The sequence below is a fragment of the Singulisphaera photorubra genome (assembly GCF_045290345.1).
Taxonomy (GTDB): domain Bacteria; phylum Planctomycetota; class Planctomycetia; order Isosphaerales; family Isosphaeraceae; genus Singulisphaera.
In genome coordinates this window covers 5,471,404-5,487,785 of record NZ_CP155447.1, presented here as the reverse complement: position 1 = coordinate 5,487,785, position 16,382 = coordinate 5,471,404, and the positions used below count along the sequence as shown (strand labels likewise).

Annotated in this window: 11 protein-coding genes; 9 read left to right on the top strand and 2 right to left on the bottom strand. The window is 62.7% G+C overall.

The window, feature by feature from the left end:
* Nucleotides 1-35 precede the first annotated feature (35 nt).
* A complete protein-coding gene (locus V5E97_RS20745) occupies nt 36-1,277 on the bottom strand; it encodes a molybdopterin molybdotransferase MoeA (RefSeq protein ID WP_406693427.1) in 1,242 nt (413 codons plus the stop codon).
* 61 nt (nt 1,278-1,338) lie between these two features.
* Nucleotides 1,339-1,908 (bottom strand): anthranilate synthase component II, encoded by a 570-nt coding sequence (locus V5E97_RS20740; protein ID WP_406693426.1) that lies wholly within the window; start codon nt 1,906-1,908, stop codon nt 1,339-1,341.
* A 268-nt stretch (nt 1,909-2,176) separates the two neighbouring features.
* Between V5E97_RS20740 and V5E97_RS20735 the strand changes: the two genes are divergently transcribed.
* The 9 genes from V5E97_RS20735 to V5E97_RS20695 all read left to right on the top strand — a co-directional run bounded on the left by V5E97_RS20735 (nt 2,177) and on the right by V5E97_RS20695 (nt 16,357).
* Entirely contained in the window at nt 2,177-2,638 is a 462-nt protein-coding gene (locus V5E97_RS20735) for a hypothetical protein (RefSeq protein WP_406693425.1), read from the top strand.
* A 505-nt stretch (nt 2,639-3,143) separates the two neighbouring features.
* Nucleotides 3,144-4,085 carry an ABC transporter ATP-binding protein gene (locus V5E97_RS20730; RefSeq protein ID WP_406693424.1) on the top strand — a complete coding sequence of 314 codons (942 nt, stop codon included), beginning with the start codon at nt 3,144-3,146 and terminating at the stop codon, nt 4,083-4,085.
* A 261-nt stretch (nt 4,086-4,346) separates the two neighbouring features.
* Nucleotides 4,347-6,791 carry a cell envelope integrity TolA family protein gene (locus tag V5E97_RS20725; protein WP_406693423.1) on the top strand — a complete coding sequence of 815 codons (2,445 nt, stop codon included), beginning with the start codon at nt 4,347-4,349 and terminating at the stop codon, nt 6,789-6,791.
* The gene (locus tag V5E97_RS20720; RefSeq protein WP_406693422.1) at nt 6,788-8,251 is read left to right on the top strand and encodes a hypothetical protein; all 1,464 of its coding nucleotides are present in this window, start codon (nt 6,788-6,790) and stop codon (nt 8,249-8,251) included. The genes V5E97_RS20725 and V5E97_RS20720 overlap by 4 nt, the downstream gene beginning before the upstream one ends.
* Before the next feature lie 302 nt (nt 8,252-8,553).
* Entirely contained in the window at nt 8,554-9,402 is an 849-nt protein-coding gene (locus V5E97_RS20715) for a menaquinone biosynthesis family protein (protein WP_406693421.1), read from the top strand.
* Nucleotides 9,403-9,557: 155 nt separating this feature from the next.
* On the top strand, nt 9,558-12,398 hold the full coding sequence (acnA, locus tag V5E97_RS20710; RefSeq protein ID WP_406693420.1) for an aconitate hydratase AcnA: 2,841 nt from the start codon (nt 9,558-9,560) through the stop codon (nt 12,396-12,398).
* A 485-nt stretch (nt 12,399-12,883) separates the two neighbouring features.
* Nucleotides 12,884-13,894, top strand: a complete 1,011-nt coding sequence (pdhA, locus tag V5E97_RS20705; RefSeq protein ID WP_406693419.1) for a pyruvate dehydrogenase (acetyl-transferring) E1 component subunit alpha — start codon at nt 12,884-12,886, stop codon at nt 13,892-13,894.
* A gap of 2 nt (nt 13,895-13,896) precedes the next feature.
* Nucleotides 13,897-14,877: a pyruvate dehydrogenase complex E1 component subunit beta gene (locus V5E97_RS20700; RefSeq protein ID WP_406693418.1), complete on the top strand. Its 981-nt coding sequence runs from the start codon at nt 13,897-13,899 to the stop codon at nt 14,875-14,877.
* Between the two features lie 187 nt (nt 14,878-15,064).
* Complete coding sequence (locus V5E97_RS20695) at nt 15,065-16,357, top strand: dihydrolipoamide acetyltransferase family protein (protein WP_406693417.1); 1,293 nt, start codon at nt 15,065-15,067, stop codon at nt 16,355-16,357.
* Nucleotides 16,358-16,382 lie beyond the last annotated feature (25 nt).

Sequence of the window (16,382 nt, the reverse complement as noted above, 5' to 3'; positions counted from 1 at the left end):
TCGGTCCGGTCGCAAGACCCTATTGCCCGCGGATGCTAACCCAAGTGGAGGAACTCGACAACCTCGCCGGCCTGATAGTGCCGATCGCCCGCCGGGAAAACCGCGAAACCGTCGGCCTGGGCGACCGTTCTCAGGTCGGCCGAGCCAGCCCAATCGAGCGGTTCGATCGCCGCTTCTGCCTCTGCCGAGTCCGGCGACAGCCGTGACGGATAATAAGTCGGCCGGTCGCTCGAGTGAATGAACGATCGAGCCAGTCGTCGTCGGCTCACGATCGGCACGCTTTGCTTCTGGGAAGAGAGGGCCAGAAGCGCGGGTCGAACGAAGAGAAGAAACCCGATGATGCCGCTGACCGGGTTCCCTGGGAGGCCGAAGACGAGCGTTCCGGGGGCGTCACCGCGCGGAGGTCCGACGCCGAACCAGAGCGGCTTGCCGGGCTTCACCCGGACCTTATGGAATACCCGAGTCACACCGAGGCTCTGAAGGACCTCGGGGACCAGGTCACGGTTACCGGCCGAGACTCCCCCTGTGATCGTCAGGACATCGAAGCTGAGACCGCGCTCCAGCGTCGAGTGAAGTTTCGCCAGTTCGTCCGGCGCGATCGGGAAGGAGCAAACCTCGGCGCCTGCCGTGCCCGCCAGTGCCTGGAGCATCACCGCATTGGAGTTTCGGATCTGACCGGGTCCCGGAACGACGTCAGGCTCGACCAGTTCGTCGCCCGTCGGCACGACCGCGACTCGAGGGCGAGGGAATACGAGGACCTCCGACCGGCCGACGGAGGCAAGCAGCCCAAGCCGAGGTGCGTTGAGTGGCAGCCCTTTCCGGAGGACGACGTCACCAGCACGCATCTCACGGCCACGGATCAAGCGGTTCTGTCCGGATCGGACCCGGCCGTCCTCGATGATGACGTCGGGGCCATCCCGTCGCGTCTTTTCCACCATGACGACTGCGTCTGCGTCGGGGGGCAGGGGAGCGCCCGTCATGATCGCCGCCGCCTCGCCCGGGGCGAGCGCTCGGGTCGGGGTCCGGCCGGCGACGATCTCCTCGCCGACCACGAGCCGGACTTCCCCGGCGCTCAGGTCGCTCGAGCGCACGGCATAGCCGTCGACCAAGGCCTTATCGAACGGGGGGAGGTCAAGGTCGGCCGTCACATCCTCGGCCAGACAGCACCCGAACGCCTCGGCCAGAAGGCAAGACCGGGGTTCGAGCAGGACGGCCCGTTCGCGCACCGCGCGGAGTGCTTCATCGACGGTGAGCAGGCGGTCGACTACGGTCCCCATTTGCGATTCACTCGGCGAGGGTCAGTCGTGGAAGAGCCAGGAGTCCACTCATTTGATCAGTTCAACGGCCAATGAAGTTCCTGAGGAGTTGTGTCCCGTCATGGGTCAAGAAGCTTTCGGGATGGTACTGCACTCCCTCCATTGGAAACGTCTTGTGACGGACTCCCATGATTTCCCCCTCCTCGGTCCAGGCGACGACCTCGAGCGACTCGGGGACGGTGTCCGGCTGGATGAGCAGGCTGTGGTAGCGAGTGGCCTGGAATGGGTTCGGCAGGCCCAGGTAGACGCCTTTGCCGTCGTGGTGGATCTGCGAAGTCTTGCCATGCATGATCCGTTCGGCCCGCACGACCTTGGCCCCGAGAGTGTGGCCGATGCATTGGTGGCCGAGGCAGACGCCGAGCAGGGGGATCGTGGGCGCGAATCGCTCGACCACGGCGTTGGAGATCCCGGCTTCGAGAGGCGTGCAGGGACCGGGTGAGATGATGATGTGGGTCGGCCGCTTCGCCGCGATCTCCTCGAGCGTGATCTGGTCGTTGCGGACGACGAGCAGGTCCAGACTGGGATCGATCTCTCCCAGGCGCTGAACGAGGTTGTATGTGAACGAGTCGTAGTTGTCGATCAGGACGATCATGCCGGATCCAACGAAGCGAGGGTGGCCGACGACCGTGAGGACGCCCTCTCGGTACGACCGTCATCCTAGGATCGTAACGGGTTTCCGGCGAATTCGGAAGGGAAAGCAGCGGGGAAAACCCGTCCCGAGAACCGGGGCGCGTGTAGAGTTTCTATGGCTGAGCCTAGGGCGAGGGCGGGGCGATCGTCTGCGCGCCGCGATGCCTCGGGTATTTTGACCGATGTGCGGGCTCCGGGCCCGACCCGGTCGGGCACGGAGGTGGAAGATTATGTCCACGATCGTCTCGGTGACACTGGCTCTGGCGATGAGTTCGACCGGCGGGCACTTTTCCGGAGGGGGGCGGATCCTGCCGCCGCAGCCAGGCTTGGGGGCAGGCTTTCCCAACGGCAATCCGGATGGCTACGGATATATCGACTACGGGACCTTTTTGCCCTTGGGGGCGGATCGAACGGCCGACTGGTATTTCCAGCGCCAGTTCGCGGTTCCGGCCAACCAGATGTTCCTGCCAACCTACTACAATGCTTATGTCACGCGTGGCCAGCGCTTCATTCCTTACTCGGGGTGCGGAGGATGCCACCCGTTGGGAGGTCCCCCGATCGCCTCGGCCCATACCCCAGTCCATCCTTACCAGTTGACGATCGGGTCGGGCCCGAAGGTTCCGGTGCCGAGCTTTACAGGGCGGGTGGAGGCTCCTCCGGTCAACTCTGGCGGCACCGGCCTGACTCCCTGAGATTCGCTCGAAAAATGACGGGGAGCCCCTCGAGCGACCCAGTCCTCGGAACGGAATATTTTTCGAGGTACGTGGCCGCTCGGATGCCTCGGGAAATCCCGCCTTCTTTCCGGGTCGTCGCGTTGGGAAAACATCCGTAGCCCCTTCTTGCCAAACGACCTTCGAGTTCCTTACGATGGCAGTTCAACGGTTTCGGCCCGGTTTTTTTCCGGGCCGAAACCGTCGCCTTTGGTGTGCGCAAGAGAAAGGCGAAAATTCCAAAATAATGTCCGACCTCTGTGAACCGATTCGGCCTGACGATCGTAGCGTGAAATATATGTGGCCCATCCCCATCAATGATGGGGGCAATTCCTCGTCGGTTCGCGGTTTTCGATTTATCAATTTGTTTTTTGGGATGTGACGACCGCGGACCGCATGGTCACTTCGGCTGACGATCGGTGTTGACTCGCCGGATTCGCTCTTCCTGATTCTTTTTTCCTGTCTTTAATCACAAGGCGCCCGCGTGATGAGCCGTGATGTCATCATCGAGACACGGAATCTGACCAAGGTCTATCGCGACTTCTGGGGACGCCCCAAGGTACAGGCGCTCAAGGCGCTTGACCTTCAGGTCCATCAGGGCGAGATCTTTGGCCTGCTTGGGCCCAACGGATCGGGCAAGACGACGACGATGAAGCTGCTCCTGGGTCTGCTCTTCCCGACCGAAGGGGAAGCGTTGATCTTCAACGAGCCGACGACGAACGTGGCCAAGAACGAACGGATCGGCTACCTCCCCGAGGAGTCGTATCTCTACAAGTTCTTGAACGCCGAGGAAACGCTCCACTTCTACGGGCGCCTCTTCAAGATCTCGGCGGCCGAGCGGACCAAGCGGGTGGGTCGGCTGATCGACATGGTTGGCCTGAATTCCGCCAAGCATCGCCAGCTTCGCGAGTACTCGAAGGGCATGCAGCGCCGGATCGGGCTGGCTCAGGCCCTGATCAACAACCCCGAGCTGATTCTGCTCGACGAACCGACCTCGGGCCTGGACCCGATCGGCACGGCGGAAATCAAGGAGTTGATCCGCGACCTGCGGTCCCAGGGGAAGACGATCGTCCTCTCGGGCCACTTGCTGGCCGACATGCAAGATATCTGCGATCGGATTGCGATCCTCCATCGCGGCGAGCTCAAAGAGCTGGGCAAAGTTACTGATTTGTTGACGGTTCAGGACGTGACGCAGATCAAGACCAAGGATCTGCCCGAAGCGGCCCTGCACGAGATCCGCAGCGTGATCGCTCGGCACGGCGGCGAACTCTTGGCGGTGGACCACCCGACGACGACGCTGGAAGAGCTCTTCCTGCGAATTGTCCGCGAGAGTGACCTGCACCCGGGCCGGCGCCGCGTGGCCGAGCCGCCCACCCGGAGCGGTTCTCCCTCGCCCGACGAACTTGCCGGCTCATCATCCAAGCCCTGATCGGCGTCACTGCTCGAATTCGGGTTGGCGTCCGATTCCCTCGGCCGGTCCTTGCGGCTGGACTCTCTTGCTCGATTTTTGGATCACGCTCGATCGAACCATTCCAGGGATCGAGCCGGCCGAATCGGAGAGCCCCCAACGGGGCAGGCGACGTGACCACGTCGCGGTTCGGCCGGCGAACCCGATTCCATTCTTCGCAAGATTCTTCATCCCCGGCTCGGCCTCGGATTTTGCCCCGGCGCCCCAGGAGCTTTTCCAACGATGTCCGTGCTCTTATCACTCCCTGTCCTCTGGTCGCAGGCGCTCCTCCCGGGGGTTCCGCAGCAGTGGCGGGCAGTCATGCTCTGGCTGCTGCTCCTCGGCGAACCCGCCTTCACTCAGCCCGGCCTGATTGGCGGACTGATCACCTGGGTCAAGATCATTAGCCTGTTCTGTCTGCTCGGCTGGGTGGTTTCCTGGGTCTCGATCGCTCTCAAGGAACGGACCGCCGCCCGAGGAAATTGGCTCGACATCGTCGCGCTGATCGCCCTGCTCGGGTGTATTGCCGCGATGGTCTTCCACGTGATGGAGTCGACCGGTCGCATCACCCAGGTCTACAAGGTAGGCCCGATTCCCTTCGTGACACTACTGGCCCTCAGTTGCGGCGTCGTGATCTTTCTCTGGATCGAGTCGGCGCTCTGGCGGACGATCGGCAAGCTGGGGCGAGCGGGGGATCTTGCGGTGCTCGCCGGCGTTCACGTCGCTCTGCTCTTGGGGCTCGGCGTGGGGTTGATCCTCCAGCGGGCGAGCCTGAGCATGCCCGCCATTGATGGGCAAACCACGGCGACCTGGCAGGAGGGCATCAGCTACGGGGCTCGGCTCAGCGCCACGTACATGGGCTATGTGGTTCTGCTCCGGGTGCTCGCGATCGTCTTTCGCGAAGTCATTGCGGTCCGCTTCCGCCGGATCTATTCGATTGCACTTCTCACGGTGACCGAGTCGAACCGGAGAATGTGGGCGCCTTATGTCGTGATCACGGTATTCCTGGTCGTGTTGGCGTTCACCCACTGGTTCCTGACCCCGCCACGGGCTGCCGAGATGGGGCGGCTCTACGTCGGCACGCTGTCGTTGCTCTGCTCATTGCTTTTGACGGTGATGGTCACGCTCCTGACTCCGCTCAGCTTGCCGACCGACATCCAGCAACAGACGATTTATACGGTCGTCTCCAAGCCGGTTCGTCGGATCGAGTTGATCTGGGGACGGATGCTCGGATTCATGACGATCGTCACGTTTCTCGTGCTCGTCTTCGGCGGAATCAGTCTGCTCTACCTCAAGCGGACGGTCGGCGGAGCGATCACGGCGACGGAAGCCCGTGCGGTCCAAGAGGCGAAGCGCAAGAATTTCACCCAGGCCAATCACCTGAAAGAAGAGGCGGCGCAGCTTCGCGTGCGAATGTCGGCCCGCGAGCCGGTTTTGGGTTCGCTCACGTTTCTTGACTCGAAAAAGAACCCTCACCTTCAGGGGATCGACGTCGGCCAGGAGCAAACGCGGCGAAGTCACATCGAAGGGGCTACCGACGCCTGCGCGATCTGGCAGTTCGGCGTGCTTCGAGATCCGTACGACGCCCAGTTGATTCTCGATCGCCGAATCCCGGTCGACCGACTGCTCACACCCGATTCGATCGAGGCCTGGCAAGATCGCGCGGCACTCTTGAAGTTGCAGATCGCCGAGGCGGAGCAAGCGCAAGCCTCGGGTAAATTGACGCCCGCGGATGCTCAACGCCTGACCGCGGCCTCGGCCCGCGATCGTGATGAGCTCAAGAATGTCGAGAGTGCCTATGCCAAGATGAAGGCCCAGGCCGACGACTACCAGAACCGGGCCGAGACGGCGGACAAGGGGGGACAAGCCACCGAAGCCGAGGCGCTCCGTAAGCAGGCAGCGGCCTTGCACTCGCCTCCGATCCCCATCGAGATGACCTTCAACGTCTACCGGACGACGAAAGGGCGGATTGGCGACCCGGTCCTGGCTGAGATGATGGTTACCAACCCCCACTCGAACCAGAAGCCGGTCATCAAGATTTTCCCGATCCGGGAGTATTACACCAACGTCGAATACCTCGCGCCGGAGATTCTGGCGGGTTCGCGTGGCGATCTTCGAATCGAGATCCGTTGCCTGAGCCCAACTCAGTATCTGGGCATGGCCGAAAATGATCTGTTCATTCGGGCCACTGCCGGACAGTTCGGGCCCAACTACATGAAGGGGCTGTTCGGAATCTGGCTCCAGGCGATGGTCCTGACCGCGATCGGTGTTTTTGCCGGCACGTTCCTGAGCTGGCCGGTGGCACTGCTCACGACGATCGCGTTCTTCGTGGCCGGCCAGGTCGCGTTCGCCTTCCTCGTCGACTTGAGCCGTCAGAGCCTGCTGGGCGGAGGACCATTTGAATCCCTCATCCGCCTGCTGACGCACGACAATCAAATGTCGGAGCTGTCGCCGACCCTGGCGGTGGTGACGGCCAAGACCTTTGACTCGATCGTCATGCCGGTGATGTCACGCCTGGTCTACATCGTTCCGAACTTCGCCGCGCTCGACGTCAGTAACACCGTGGCTGACGGATTTGAAGTGCGTTGGTCGCTGCTGGCAGCGAACCTGCTGCTGGCCTTGGCTTATGCCTTGCCCTTCTCCATCGCCGGATATTTCATCCTGAAGAATCGGGAGGTCGCCGCATGAGATCCAACCTAAGTCGCAAGATCATCTACGGACTGATCATCGTCGCCATCCTTGGCGCGATGATCCCGTACACCGACTGGCTCAACCGTGTGAAGAAGAAGAAGGACCTCGGCGAAGCGGCGATCGGTCAGGTGGATACCGGCAGCTTCATGCTCAAGCTCGCCTTGCTCGGCGGCGCCCGCGGGATCGCGGCCAACGTGCTTTGGACCCGCGCCGAAGAGCTCAAACGTGAGCACGACTGGGATCGGATGAAGGCGACGGTCGACCTGATCACGAAGCTCCAGCCCCACTTCTTGTCGGTCTGGACCTTCCAGGGGTGGAACCTTGCCTATAATGTGTCGGTCGAGTGGGATGCTCCCGAAGACAAGTACGACTGGATCAAGAAAGGGATCCAGTTCCTTGAGGACGGGGTCAAGAAGAATAGCCGGTCGCCGGACCTGATCTGGGACACGGCCTGGACCTACTACCACAAGCTTGGTTTTGCCGACGAGAGCATCATCCTGCGTCGTCTCTTCCGGGACGACGCCGATGAGGACTTCAAGAAGTACATCGACTACTCCGACCCGCAACTCCCCGTGGTCGTGGGCAACGATAACTTCAAGCTCGGCTTTGGTTGGTTCAGCCGAGCCGTGGCCTTGGTGGATGAGGGGGCGTCACGACTTCAGGAAGGTACCCGCGACGTCGAGCTCGTCGACCCCTCTCCCCAGCGCAAGGGTCGGCCGGGTGACCTCGCATTCCGCTCGATGCCCGCGCACGCCCAGACTCGGTACGCGGCCGGCCTGGAGAAGGCGAGTATTCTGGACATCCCCGCCACCTTCGGCGAAGTCGCCAAGAACGAGTGGGCCAAGGCGCTCAACGAATGGGAGAAGTTCGGCACCTACACGTTCATGACGCCGAACCAGACCAAGAACAAGGAAGGCGTACTCATCGACGAGCCGGTCCAGATCGACGACATCTTCCAGACCGAGAAGTACGCCGCGCTTTCCGAGAACGCAAGGTATTGGACGAACCGCTGGGCCGACCAGATGAACTACCCATACTGGAAGGACCGGGCAAGGGCCGAGATGACCAATGAGGGAGTTCAGGCCCGCCAGCTCTTCTATGAAGGGACGATCGCCTACAAGCGAGGCGATCCCGAACTGGCGGCCAAGAAATTCCGCGAAGGTCTGGATATCTGGGAAGTGCTCTTGAAAGAGCACCCGCAGTACCGGAGCGACAAATTCAATGAGAAGGACACGGGCTTGATCGTCAAGCGCTATGTCCGGTCGCTCAAGCAGCTTGGTGAACCCGAGCCCGAAGTTTACCCCTTCAAGGCTCTGCTCCAGGCGGCCGAGCAGGATACTTCGGTCGATCCGTTCGACGCCAACGAAATGCTTGGCCCGGCCGCCGAAGGATCGAAGGAGAGTCGAACGGGCGGAGCGACTCCCGCCGCAGCGCCCTCGCCAACCCCGTCGAAGTGAAAACTTTGGCTCTCCACTGGTCCTCTTCTCCTCGCGATAAAAAATAAAAGGAGAAAGGACGAGTGGGGGGCGGTTCCACATCGGACGCGAGGCAACTCGTGACCGCCTGATGAGTGAATGGCCGATGCCCTATTGTGGGGCTCGGCCTTCCCTTTTTTTTTTCTTCCAGACTCTAGACGGGCCGCCTCTTGGGCGATCGACCGGCGGGAGTCTTGGGTTTTCCCGGCCGGCCTCGAAGGTGAATCCCAATAGCCAACCAGGGCCGATCGGCGAATTCCACTCAAGGGAAAGCAGCCTTAGCTATGAACCTCGACAGCGGCCGCACGATTCGGATCGGGCACAGCCCCGACTCTGATGACGCGTTCATGTTTTATGCTCTGACTCAGGGCAAGCTCGACACCGACGGACTGAACTTCGTCCATCAGCTCGAAGACATCGAGACCCTGAACCGACGCGCCTTGAACGGTGAGCTCGAAGTTTCGGCGGTGAGCATTCACGCGTTCGCGCATCTGGCCGATCGGTACGCGCTGCTGGCGTCTGGTTCGAGCATGGGGGACCGCTATGGCCCGACCGTGATTACCCGCGAGCCGGCCACTCTCGACGACCTCCGCACCAAGACGATCGCGATCCCAGGGCGGCTGACCACGGCCTACCTGGCGCTCCAGCTCTTGATGGGCAAGGACGTCGCGGTGACCGTCTTGCCGTTCGACCAGATCCTCCCGGCCGTGGCCGAGGGCCGGGTCGATGCCGGCCTGATCATCCACGAAGGGCAGCTCTACTACGGCGATCGCGGACTCCACAAGGTCGTGGACCTGGGCCAGTGGTGGTTCGAAGAGACCGGGCTGCCGCTCCCCCTGGGGGGCAATGTCGTTCGTAAGGATCTGGGCGAAGAGCTCGTGACGAAGATTGCACGGCTCCAGAAAGAGAGCATCGTTTACGCCTTGGAGCATCGCCCCGAAGCGCTCGAGTACGCCCTTCGCTATGCGCGTGATCTCGATCCGGACCTGGCCGACCGGTTCGTTGGCATGTATGTCAATGAATGGACCGTCGACTACGGCCCGAAGGGGCGTGAGGCGGTTCGCACCTTGCTCGCTCGGGCGGCAGAAGCGGGCCTCATTCCAGGCGGACTCGACGTCCAGTTCGTGGGTTGAGCCATCGGCCGGGGCCCTTCGAGCGGTTGCGCCCGAGGGGCCGTTGGCGTCAGGTTGAAACCGGCTCCCCGTGACGAGATGATAGAAGGTAAGGATGGTCGCGCTGTCCCCCGCGCGATCTCCGACGAGAACTTCGGACCAAGGTTGAATTCAAGATGCCCAACAGCTTCAACGCTCTGACCACGTTCAAGGTGGATGACCTGTCGTTTCGGATGTACAAGCTCGGCGCCTTGAAGGCGGCCGGTCTTGATGTGTCACACCTGCCTTTCTCTTTGAAGATCCTCCTGGAAAACCTTCTGCGCAACGAAGACGGCACCACGGTCACCGCGGAAGACATCGAGTCGCTGGCGAAGTGGGACGCCAAGGCGATCCCTTCGCGTGAGATCGCGTTCCGGCCGAGCCGCGTGCTGCTCCAAGACTTCACCGGCGTCCCCGCCGTTGTCGACCTCGCCGCGATGCGCGACGCCATGAAGCGAATGGGGGGCGACCCGAAGAAGATCAATCCGCTCCAGCCCGTGGAACTTGTCATCGACCACTCGGTGCAAGTCGACGAGGCCGGCACCGCGACCGCGTTCCTGACCAACGCCGAGCTGGAATTCCAGCGGAACCGAGAGCGGTACGCGTTCCTCCGCTGGGGCCAAAATGGGTTCAAGAACTTCCGCGTGGTTCCCCCTGACACCGGCATCGTCCACCAGGTCAACGTCGAGTACCTCGCACGCGTCGTCTTCAGCACCGACGACATCGAAAACGTGGAGTCGACCGGCGCAGCGCTCACCTATCCCGACACCCTGGTGGGCACCGACTCGCACACCACGATGATCAACGGCCTGGGCGTGCTCGGCTGGGGCGTGGGTGGAATCGAGGCCGAGGCGGCGATGCTCGGCCAGCCGGTCTCGATGCTCGTGCCTCAGGTCATCGGCTTCAAGTTCACGGGGACACTGCCGGAAGGGGCGACCGCCACTGACCTCGTCCTGACCGTAACCGAGATGCTCCGCCGAAAAGGCGTGGTCGGTAAGTTCGTCGAATACTATGGTGACGGACTGGCCAGCCTTCCCCTGGCCGATCGGGCGACCATCGCCAACATGGCCCCCGAGTATGGGGCGACCTGCGGGATCTTCCCGGTCGACGCCGAGACGCTCCGCTACCTCGAGCTCTCCGGCCGTCCCGCTCCGCTCATCCGACTCGTCGAGACCTACTGTCGGGAACAAGGTCTCTTCCACGAGCCAGGGACTCCCGAGGCGATCTACTCCGATACGCTCGAACTTGATCTCTCGACCGTCGAGCCCAGCCTGGCTGGTCCCAAGCGCCCGCAGGACCGTGTGCCTCTGAAGAGTGCCAAGGCCGGTTGGCAGACCGCGCTGAATCAGATGCTCGAGAGTCGCCCCGCCTCGACCAAGTCCGCGGCCAACGCCTCTTTGTCGGTGATCGACCTCAAGAGCGAGAGCCGGCTCGAAGGTGAAGGCGGAGGCGGTACCGCGGTCGGCGTCGAGGACCCGACGGCCCCGGCGGCCGCCTACAGCCCGCTTCGCTCGGGCTACATCACAAACGGCTCGGTCGTGATCGCGGCGATCACCAGTTGCACGAATACGTCGAATCCGTCGGTCATGGTCGCGGCCGGCCTGCTGGCCAAGAAGGCCGTCGAACGGCATCTCTCGACCAAGCCTTGGGTCAAGGCGAGCCTCGCTCCCGGCTCCAAGGTCGTGACCGACTATCTCCGTGATGCCGGACTCGACGTCTACCTCGATAAACTTCGGTTCAACCTCGTCGGCTACGGCTGCACGACCTGCATCGGCAACTCGGGTCCGCTCTCGCTCGAGATCTCCAAGGCGATTCATGACGACGACCTCGTGACGGTGTCGGTCCTGTCGGGCAACCGTAACTTCGAGGGGCGGATCAACTCGGAAGTTCGCGCCAACTATCTTGCCTCGCCGCCTTTGGTCGTGGCCTACGCTCTGGCCGGTACCATGGACATCGACCTCGTGACCGAGCCGATCGGTGACGACCAGAACGGCAAGCCGGTCTATCTCAAGGATATTTGGCCGACTCAACGCGAGGTCCAGGACACGATCCTCAAGTCGGTCCGCTCCGAAATGTTCCGCGAGCAGTACGGTGAGGTCTTCAAGGGGGACGAGCAGTGGAACTCGCTGCCGGTCCCCCAGGGGGATCTCTACGAGTGGGACGACAGCTCCACCTACGTGAAGAATCCCCCTTACTTCGTCGGCATGCCCGACCAGCCCGCCCCGATCACCGAGATCAAGGGGGCACGGGCGTTGGCTGTGCTCGGCGATAGCATCACGACCGACCACATCTCGCCGGCCGGCTCGATCAAGGTGCAGAGCCCGGCCGGGAAGTACTTGATGGAGCACGGCGTGTCGGTTGCCGACTTCAACTCGTATGGCTCGCGACGCGGCAATCACGAGGTCATGGTCCGCGGGACGTTCGCCAACGTCCGCTTGAAGAACAAGCTCGCGCCCGGGACCGAGGGGGGCTTCACTCGCTACCTGCCCGACGGCGAGGTGACCTCGATCTTCGAAGCGTCGGAACGGTATCAGGCCGAGGGGGTTCCCTTGGTCATCCTGGCGGGCAAGGAGTATGGTTCAGGGTCGTCGCGTGACTGGGCGGCCAAGGGCCCGAAACTTCTCGGGGTCCGCGTCGTGATCGCCGAGAGCTACGAGCGGATCCACCGCTCGAACCTGGTCGGCATGGGCATTCTTCCGCTTCAGTTTGGTGCGGGGGACAACGCGGAGGGCCTCGGCCTGACGGGGGAAGAGGTCTTCTCGATCGTGGGACTCGCCGAGGGAATTGCCAACGGATTTGCCAATGGTCGCGACGTGACCGTCGTGGCGGAACGCGCCGACGGCCAAGCGAGTCAATTCACCGCGACGGTCCGGATCGACACGCCTCAGGAGATCCGCTACTATGAACACGGCGGGATCCTCCCTTACGTGCTCCGGCAGTTGCTGTCGGGTCGTGAGGAAGCTCCGGCCGCGAGCTGAACCTTGTCGTGGGTCGCTCCCTTTTTACAGGGAGCGACTTCGCCTGGTTGAGCCTTCACCGACTTGGCCCGGCCGAAATCGCCGGGTCGAGCCGGAGCGGGAATGGCAAGTTGAGGAGATGGACTCGACCTCCCTTAACCTGAAGGTCGATCATCCCTTGAGGTTGAATCCCTGCCGACCCCCCCGAAAGTTTTCCGGCCCTGCCTGGAACAAAATACCGCCTTTTAGGTAAGATGATTCGGTCGAAGTCTTTCTAGCGATCCACCTCTCCGCGGACAGTTGAGAGGGCACGGATGTTCGCAGTGCTCGCCAGGTTGGTCAAGGAGGCGGCGCTTCGTGGTTGGCGAGCCGCGCCCCTAACCACGGGGTGGTCCTCAAACCCCCTCGATCCCGGCGTCGAGTCGATACCGCCTCGCGTTGCCGCGCCGATTTGCGATGTTCCCTGGCAACCGCCCGGCCTCCGATCCAATCAGGAGTCGTACGACATGTCCCAGTTGCAGACCGAAACCAAGCCCGTGGTCAGCCGAAACCAGGCGCTTGGTTGGCTGCGGCAGATGATGACGATCCGCCGGTTCGAGGAACGGGCGGAGATGATGTACCAGCGGCAGAAGATCGGTGGCTTCTTCCATCAGTACAGCGGTCAGGAGCCGGTGGCCGTCGGTTCGATCGGGGTGCTCCGCGAGGATGACTATATCATCACCGCGTACCGCGATCACGGCCATGCCCTGGCTCGCGGGATGACGGCCAACGCGGCGATGGCCGAGTTGCTCGGCAAGGCCACCGGCTGCTCACGCGGCAAGGGCGGCTCGATGCACTTCTTCGATGCCGAGAAGGGCTTCATGGGTGGTCACGCGATCGTCGGCAGCCACGTTCCGTTGGCCGCCGGGTTTGCGTTTGCGTCCCAGTATCGGGGCGGCGACCAGGTGACCCTTTGCTACTTTGGCGACGGTGCGATCAACCAGGGCGCCTTCCACGAGGCGCTCAACATGGCCTCCTTGTGGAAGCTCCCCGTCATCTACATCGTTGAGAACAACGGCTACGCGATGGGCACGTCGCTGGAGCGATCGTCGGCGGTGACCGACCTGACGATCCGAGGCGGGACCGCCTACGGGATCCCCGGGATCTCGATCAACGGCAACGACATCGAGTTGATGGCCAAGACCACCCTCGAGGCTGTCGACCGCGCCCGGGCCGGCGAGGGACCGACGTTCATCGACGCGCAGACCTACCGTTATAAAGGCCACTCGATTAGCGACCCGGCCAAGTATCGGCTCAAGGAAGAACTCGACGAGGCGCACCGGAACGACCCGATTCTCGTTTACCAGAACGTGCTCAAGGAGCGCGGCTGGATCGACGACGAAACGATTGACCGGATTGCCGAGGAAGTCAAGCACGAGATCGACGCGAGCATCGAGTTCGCCGAGCAGAGTGAAGAGCCGACGGCCGACGCGCTCTATCAGGACGTGACCGTGGCCCCGTTCATCCCTCAGGAGTGACCATGTCCGTTCTTGCCTATCGCGAAGCCCTGAACCAGGCGATGACCGAGGAAATGGAGCGGGATGACCGCGTCTTCCTGATGGGAGAAGAGGTCGCCCAGTACGACGGTGCGTACAAGGTCAGCCAGGGCATGCTCAAGAAGTTCGGGGCCCGCCGGGTCGTGGACGCGCCGATCTCGGAGGGGGGCTTCTCCGGTATCGGGATCGGGGCTGCGATGGTTGGGCTCCGGCCGATCATCGAATTCATGACGTTCAGCTTCAGCCTCGTGGCGATCGACCAGATCGTCAACAATGCCGCCAACATGCGCTACATGAGCGGTGGCCAGTTCGCCGTGCCGATCGTCTTTCGAGGAAGCTCGGGCATGGCCGGCTGCCTGGCGGCGACGCACTCGCACCGGCTCGAAGCCTGGTATGCTCAAATCCCGGGCTTGATCGTGGTCATGCCGGCTACCCCCGCCGATGCCAAGGGGCTGCTCAAGAGCGCGATCCGGTCGGACGACCCGGTCGTCTTCATCGAGCATGAGAACCTCTACGGCGACAAGGGTGAGGTCCCGGAAGGGGAGCACCTGGTCCCGATCGGCAAGGCGGACATCAAGCGGCCTGGGTCCGACGTGACGTTGATCACTTACTCTCGATCGCTCAAGACGACCCTCGCGGCCGCCGAGAAGCTGGCCGAGGACGGGATCGACGCCGAAGTCATCGACCTCCGGACGATCCGCCCGCTCGACTTGGATACGCTGCTCGGCTCGGTCCGCAAGACCCACCGCGCCGTGATTGTCGAGGAAGATTGGCCCTACTGCGGTCTGGGTGCGGGAATTTCCGACCGGATCATGCAGGTCGCCTTTGACGAACTGGACGCCCCGATCCGCCGCGTCTTTACGAAAGACGCACCCATCCCCTACAACCGAGCGCTGGAAGCTTCGATGCTGCCAACGGTTGCGCGGATCGTGGACCAGGTCAACGACGTGCTCTACAAGAAGTGATTCGACCGGTTCTCGGCCGCTCAGACCGGCCGAGAACCCGGTCCCTCATTGAACCGCACCCCATAATACTAATATTGCGGCGGGCCTGTTTCTACGGCATGCCCGAACCGATCCAGGGCGATCCGATCGATCTCGCCCATCTGATTCTCGAAATTGCGACGACGGCGACAGCCGGGGAGATCATCCTGTGCCCATCGAAGTGACGATGCCCAAGCTCAGCCCCACGATGGAGAGCGGGGTCCTCAGCCAGTGGCTGGTCAAGGTCGGCGACCAGGTCAAAGAAGGTGATCTTCTGGCCGACATCGAGACCGACAAGGCGACCATGCCGATGAAGGCGTTCGACGACGGAGTCGTCGCGCTTCTCGACCATGCCGTCGGTGACGAGATCCAGCTTGGCGATCGCGTTTTGGTCCTCGCCCGTAAGGGGGAAGACGCGAAGCAGGTCGCGGCCGAGTTGGGAGCCAAGAAGACTGCCGGCGCGTCCAAGCCCCAAGCCGCGGCCAACGGCTCGGATCAGTCCGAGACGCATGGCGCGGGCAGCAATGGTCAGGACGCTCACGAAACGAACGAGACCGTGGCTGTTGCTGCTCAGGGGAGCGCAAGCCATGGTGGCCGGATCAAGTCGAGCCCGCTGGCACGGAAGATCGCGGCCGCATCGCAGGTCGACCTCGGGAGTGTCCCCGGGAGCGGACCAGGCGGCCGGGTGGTCCGGAATGACGTCGAGCTGTTCCTCAAGACGCGCGGTTCAGCCGCCTCGTCCGCGCCGCGGCCCACTGCCCCGACCCGATCGCTGGCCGCCGAGCGGATTCCTCACACGAGGATGCGCAAGACGATCGCACAGCGGATGGTCGAGGCCAAGAAGGTTGCCCCCGAAATTCACGTCACCGTGGATATCCGGGCCGACGCCCTCGTGGCGATCCGCGAGCAGTTGAACAAGCAGCTCGCTTCCGAGAAGATCAAGCTCTCCCTCGGCGACTTCGTCACCAAGGGAGTCGCTCTGGCTCTCCGCCGCCACCCTGGCGTCAATGCCTCGTACGAGCCCGATGCCATCGTTCGCCATGGCGAGGTCAATGTCGGGATCGCCGTCGCGCTCGACGGGGGCCTGATCGTTCCCGTGCTTCGCAATGCCGACACGCTCGGTCTTCGCGAAGTCCGGCTCGGAAGTGACGCGCTCGTGCAGGCTGCTCGGAGCAACAAGCTCTCACCCGAACAGATGAGCGGCGGAACGTTCACGATCAGCAACCTGGGGATGTATGGCGTTCGCCAGTTCGATGCCATCCTGAATCTTCCCGAAGTCGCCATTTTGGCCGTTGGGGCCGCTGAGAAGAGGCCCGTCGTTCAGGGGGATTCGCTGGTGATTGGCACGGTCATGACCGTGACCCTCACCGCCGACCACCGCGCGGTGGATGGCGCCTTGGCCGCCGAGTTCCTCCGGACGCTGAAGGGTTTCCTCGAAGAACCAGCGTCGATGCTCCTCTAAGACCCAGATCGATCTCTGTCGGGCG

Bases quoted from the DNA above. Each gene is read 5' to 3' on its own strand.
- V5E97_RS20745 (WP_406693427.1), bottom strand. From the start codon at position 1,277: ATGGGGACCGTAGTCGACCGCCTGCTCACCGTCGATGAAGCACTCCGC.
- V5E97_RS20740 (WP_406693426.1), bottom strand. From the start codon at position 1,908: ATGATCGTCCTGATCGACAACTACGACTCGTTCACATACAACCTCGTT.
- V5E97_RS20735 (WP_406693425.1), top strand. From the start codon at position 2,177: ATGTCCACGATCGTCTCGGTGACACTGGCTCTGGCGATGAGTTCGACC.
- V5E97_RS20730 (WP_406693424.1), top strand. From the start codon at position 3,144: ATGAGCCGTGATGTCATCATCGAGACACGGAATCTGACCAAGGTCTAT.
- V5E97_RS20725 (WP_406693423.1), top strand. From the start codon at position 4,347: ATGTCCGTGCTCTTATCACTCCCTGTCCTCTGGTCGCAGGCGCTCCTC.
- V5E97_RS20720 (WP_406693422.1), top strand. From the start codon at position 6,788: ATGAGATCCAACCTAAGTCGCAAGATCATCTACGGACTGATCATCGTC.
- V5E97_RS20715 (WP_406693421.1), top strand. From the start codon at position 8,554: ATGAACCTCGACAGCGGCCGCACGATTCGGATCGGGCACAGCCCCGAC.
- acnA (WP_406693420.1), top strand. From the start codon at position 9,558: ATGCCCAACAGCTTCAACGCTCTGACCACGTTCAAGGTGGATGACCTG.
- pdhA (WP_406693419.1), top strand. From the start codon at position 12,884: ATGTCCCAGTTGCAGACCGAAACCAAGCCCGTGGTCAGCCGAAACCAG.
- V5E97_RS20700 (WP_406693418.1), top strand. From the start codon at position 13,897: ATGTCCGTTCTTGCCTATCGCGAAGCCCTGAACCAGGCGATGACCGAG.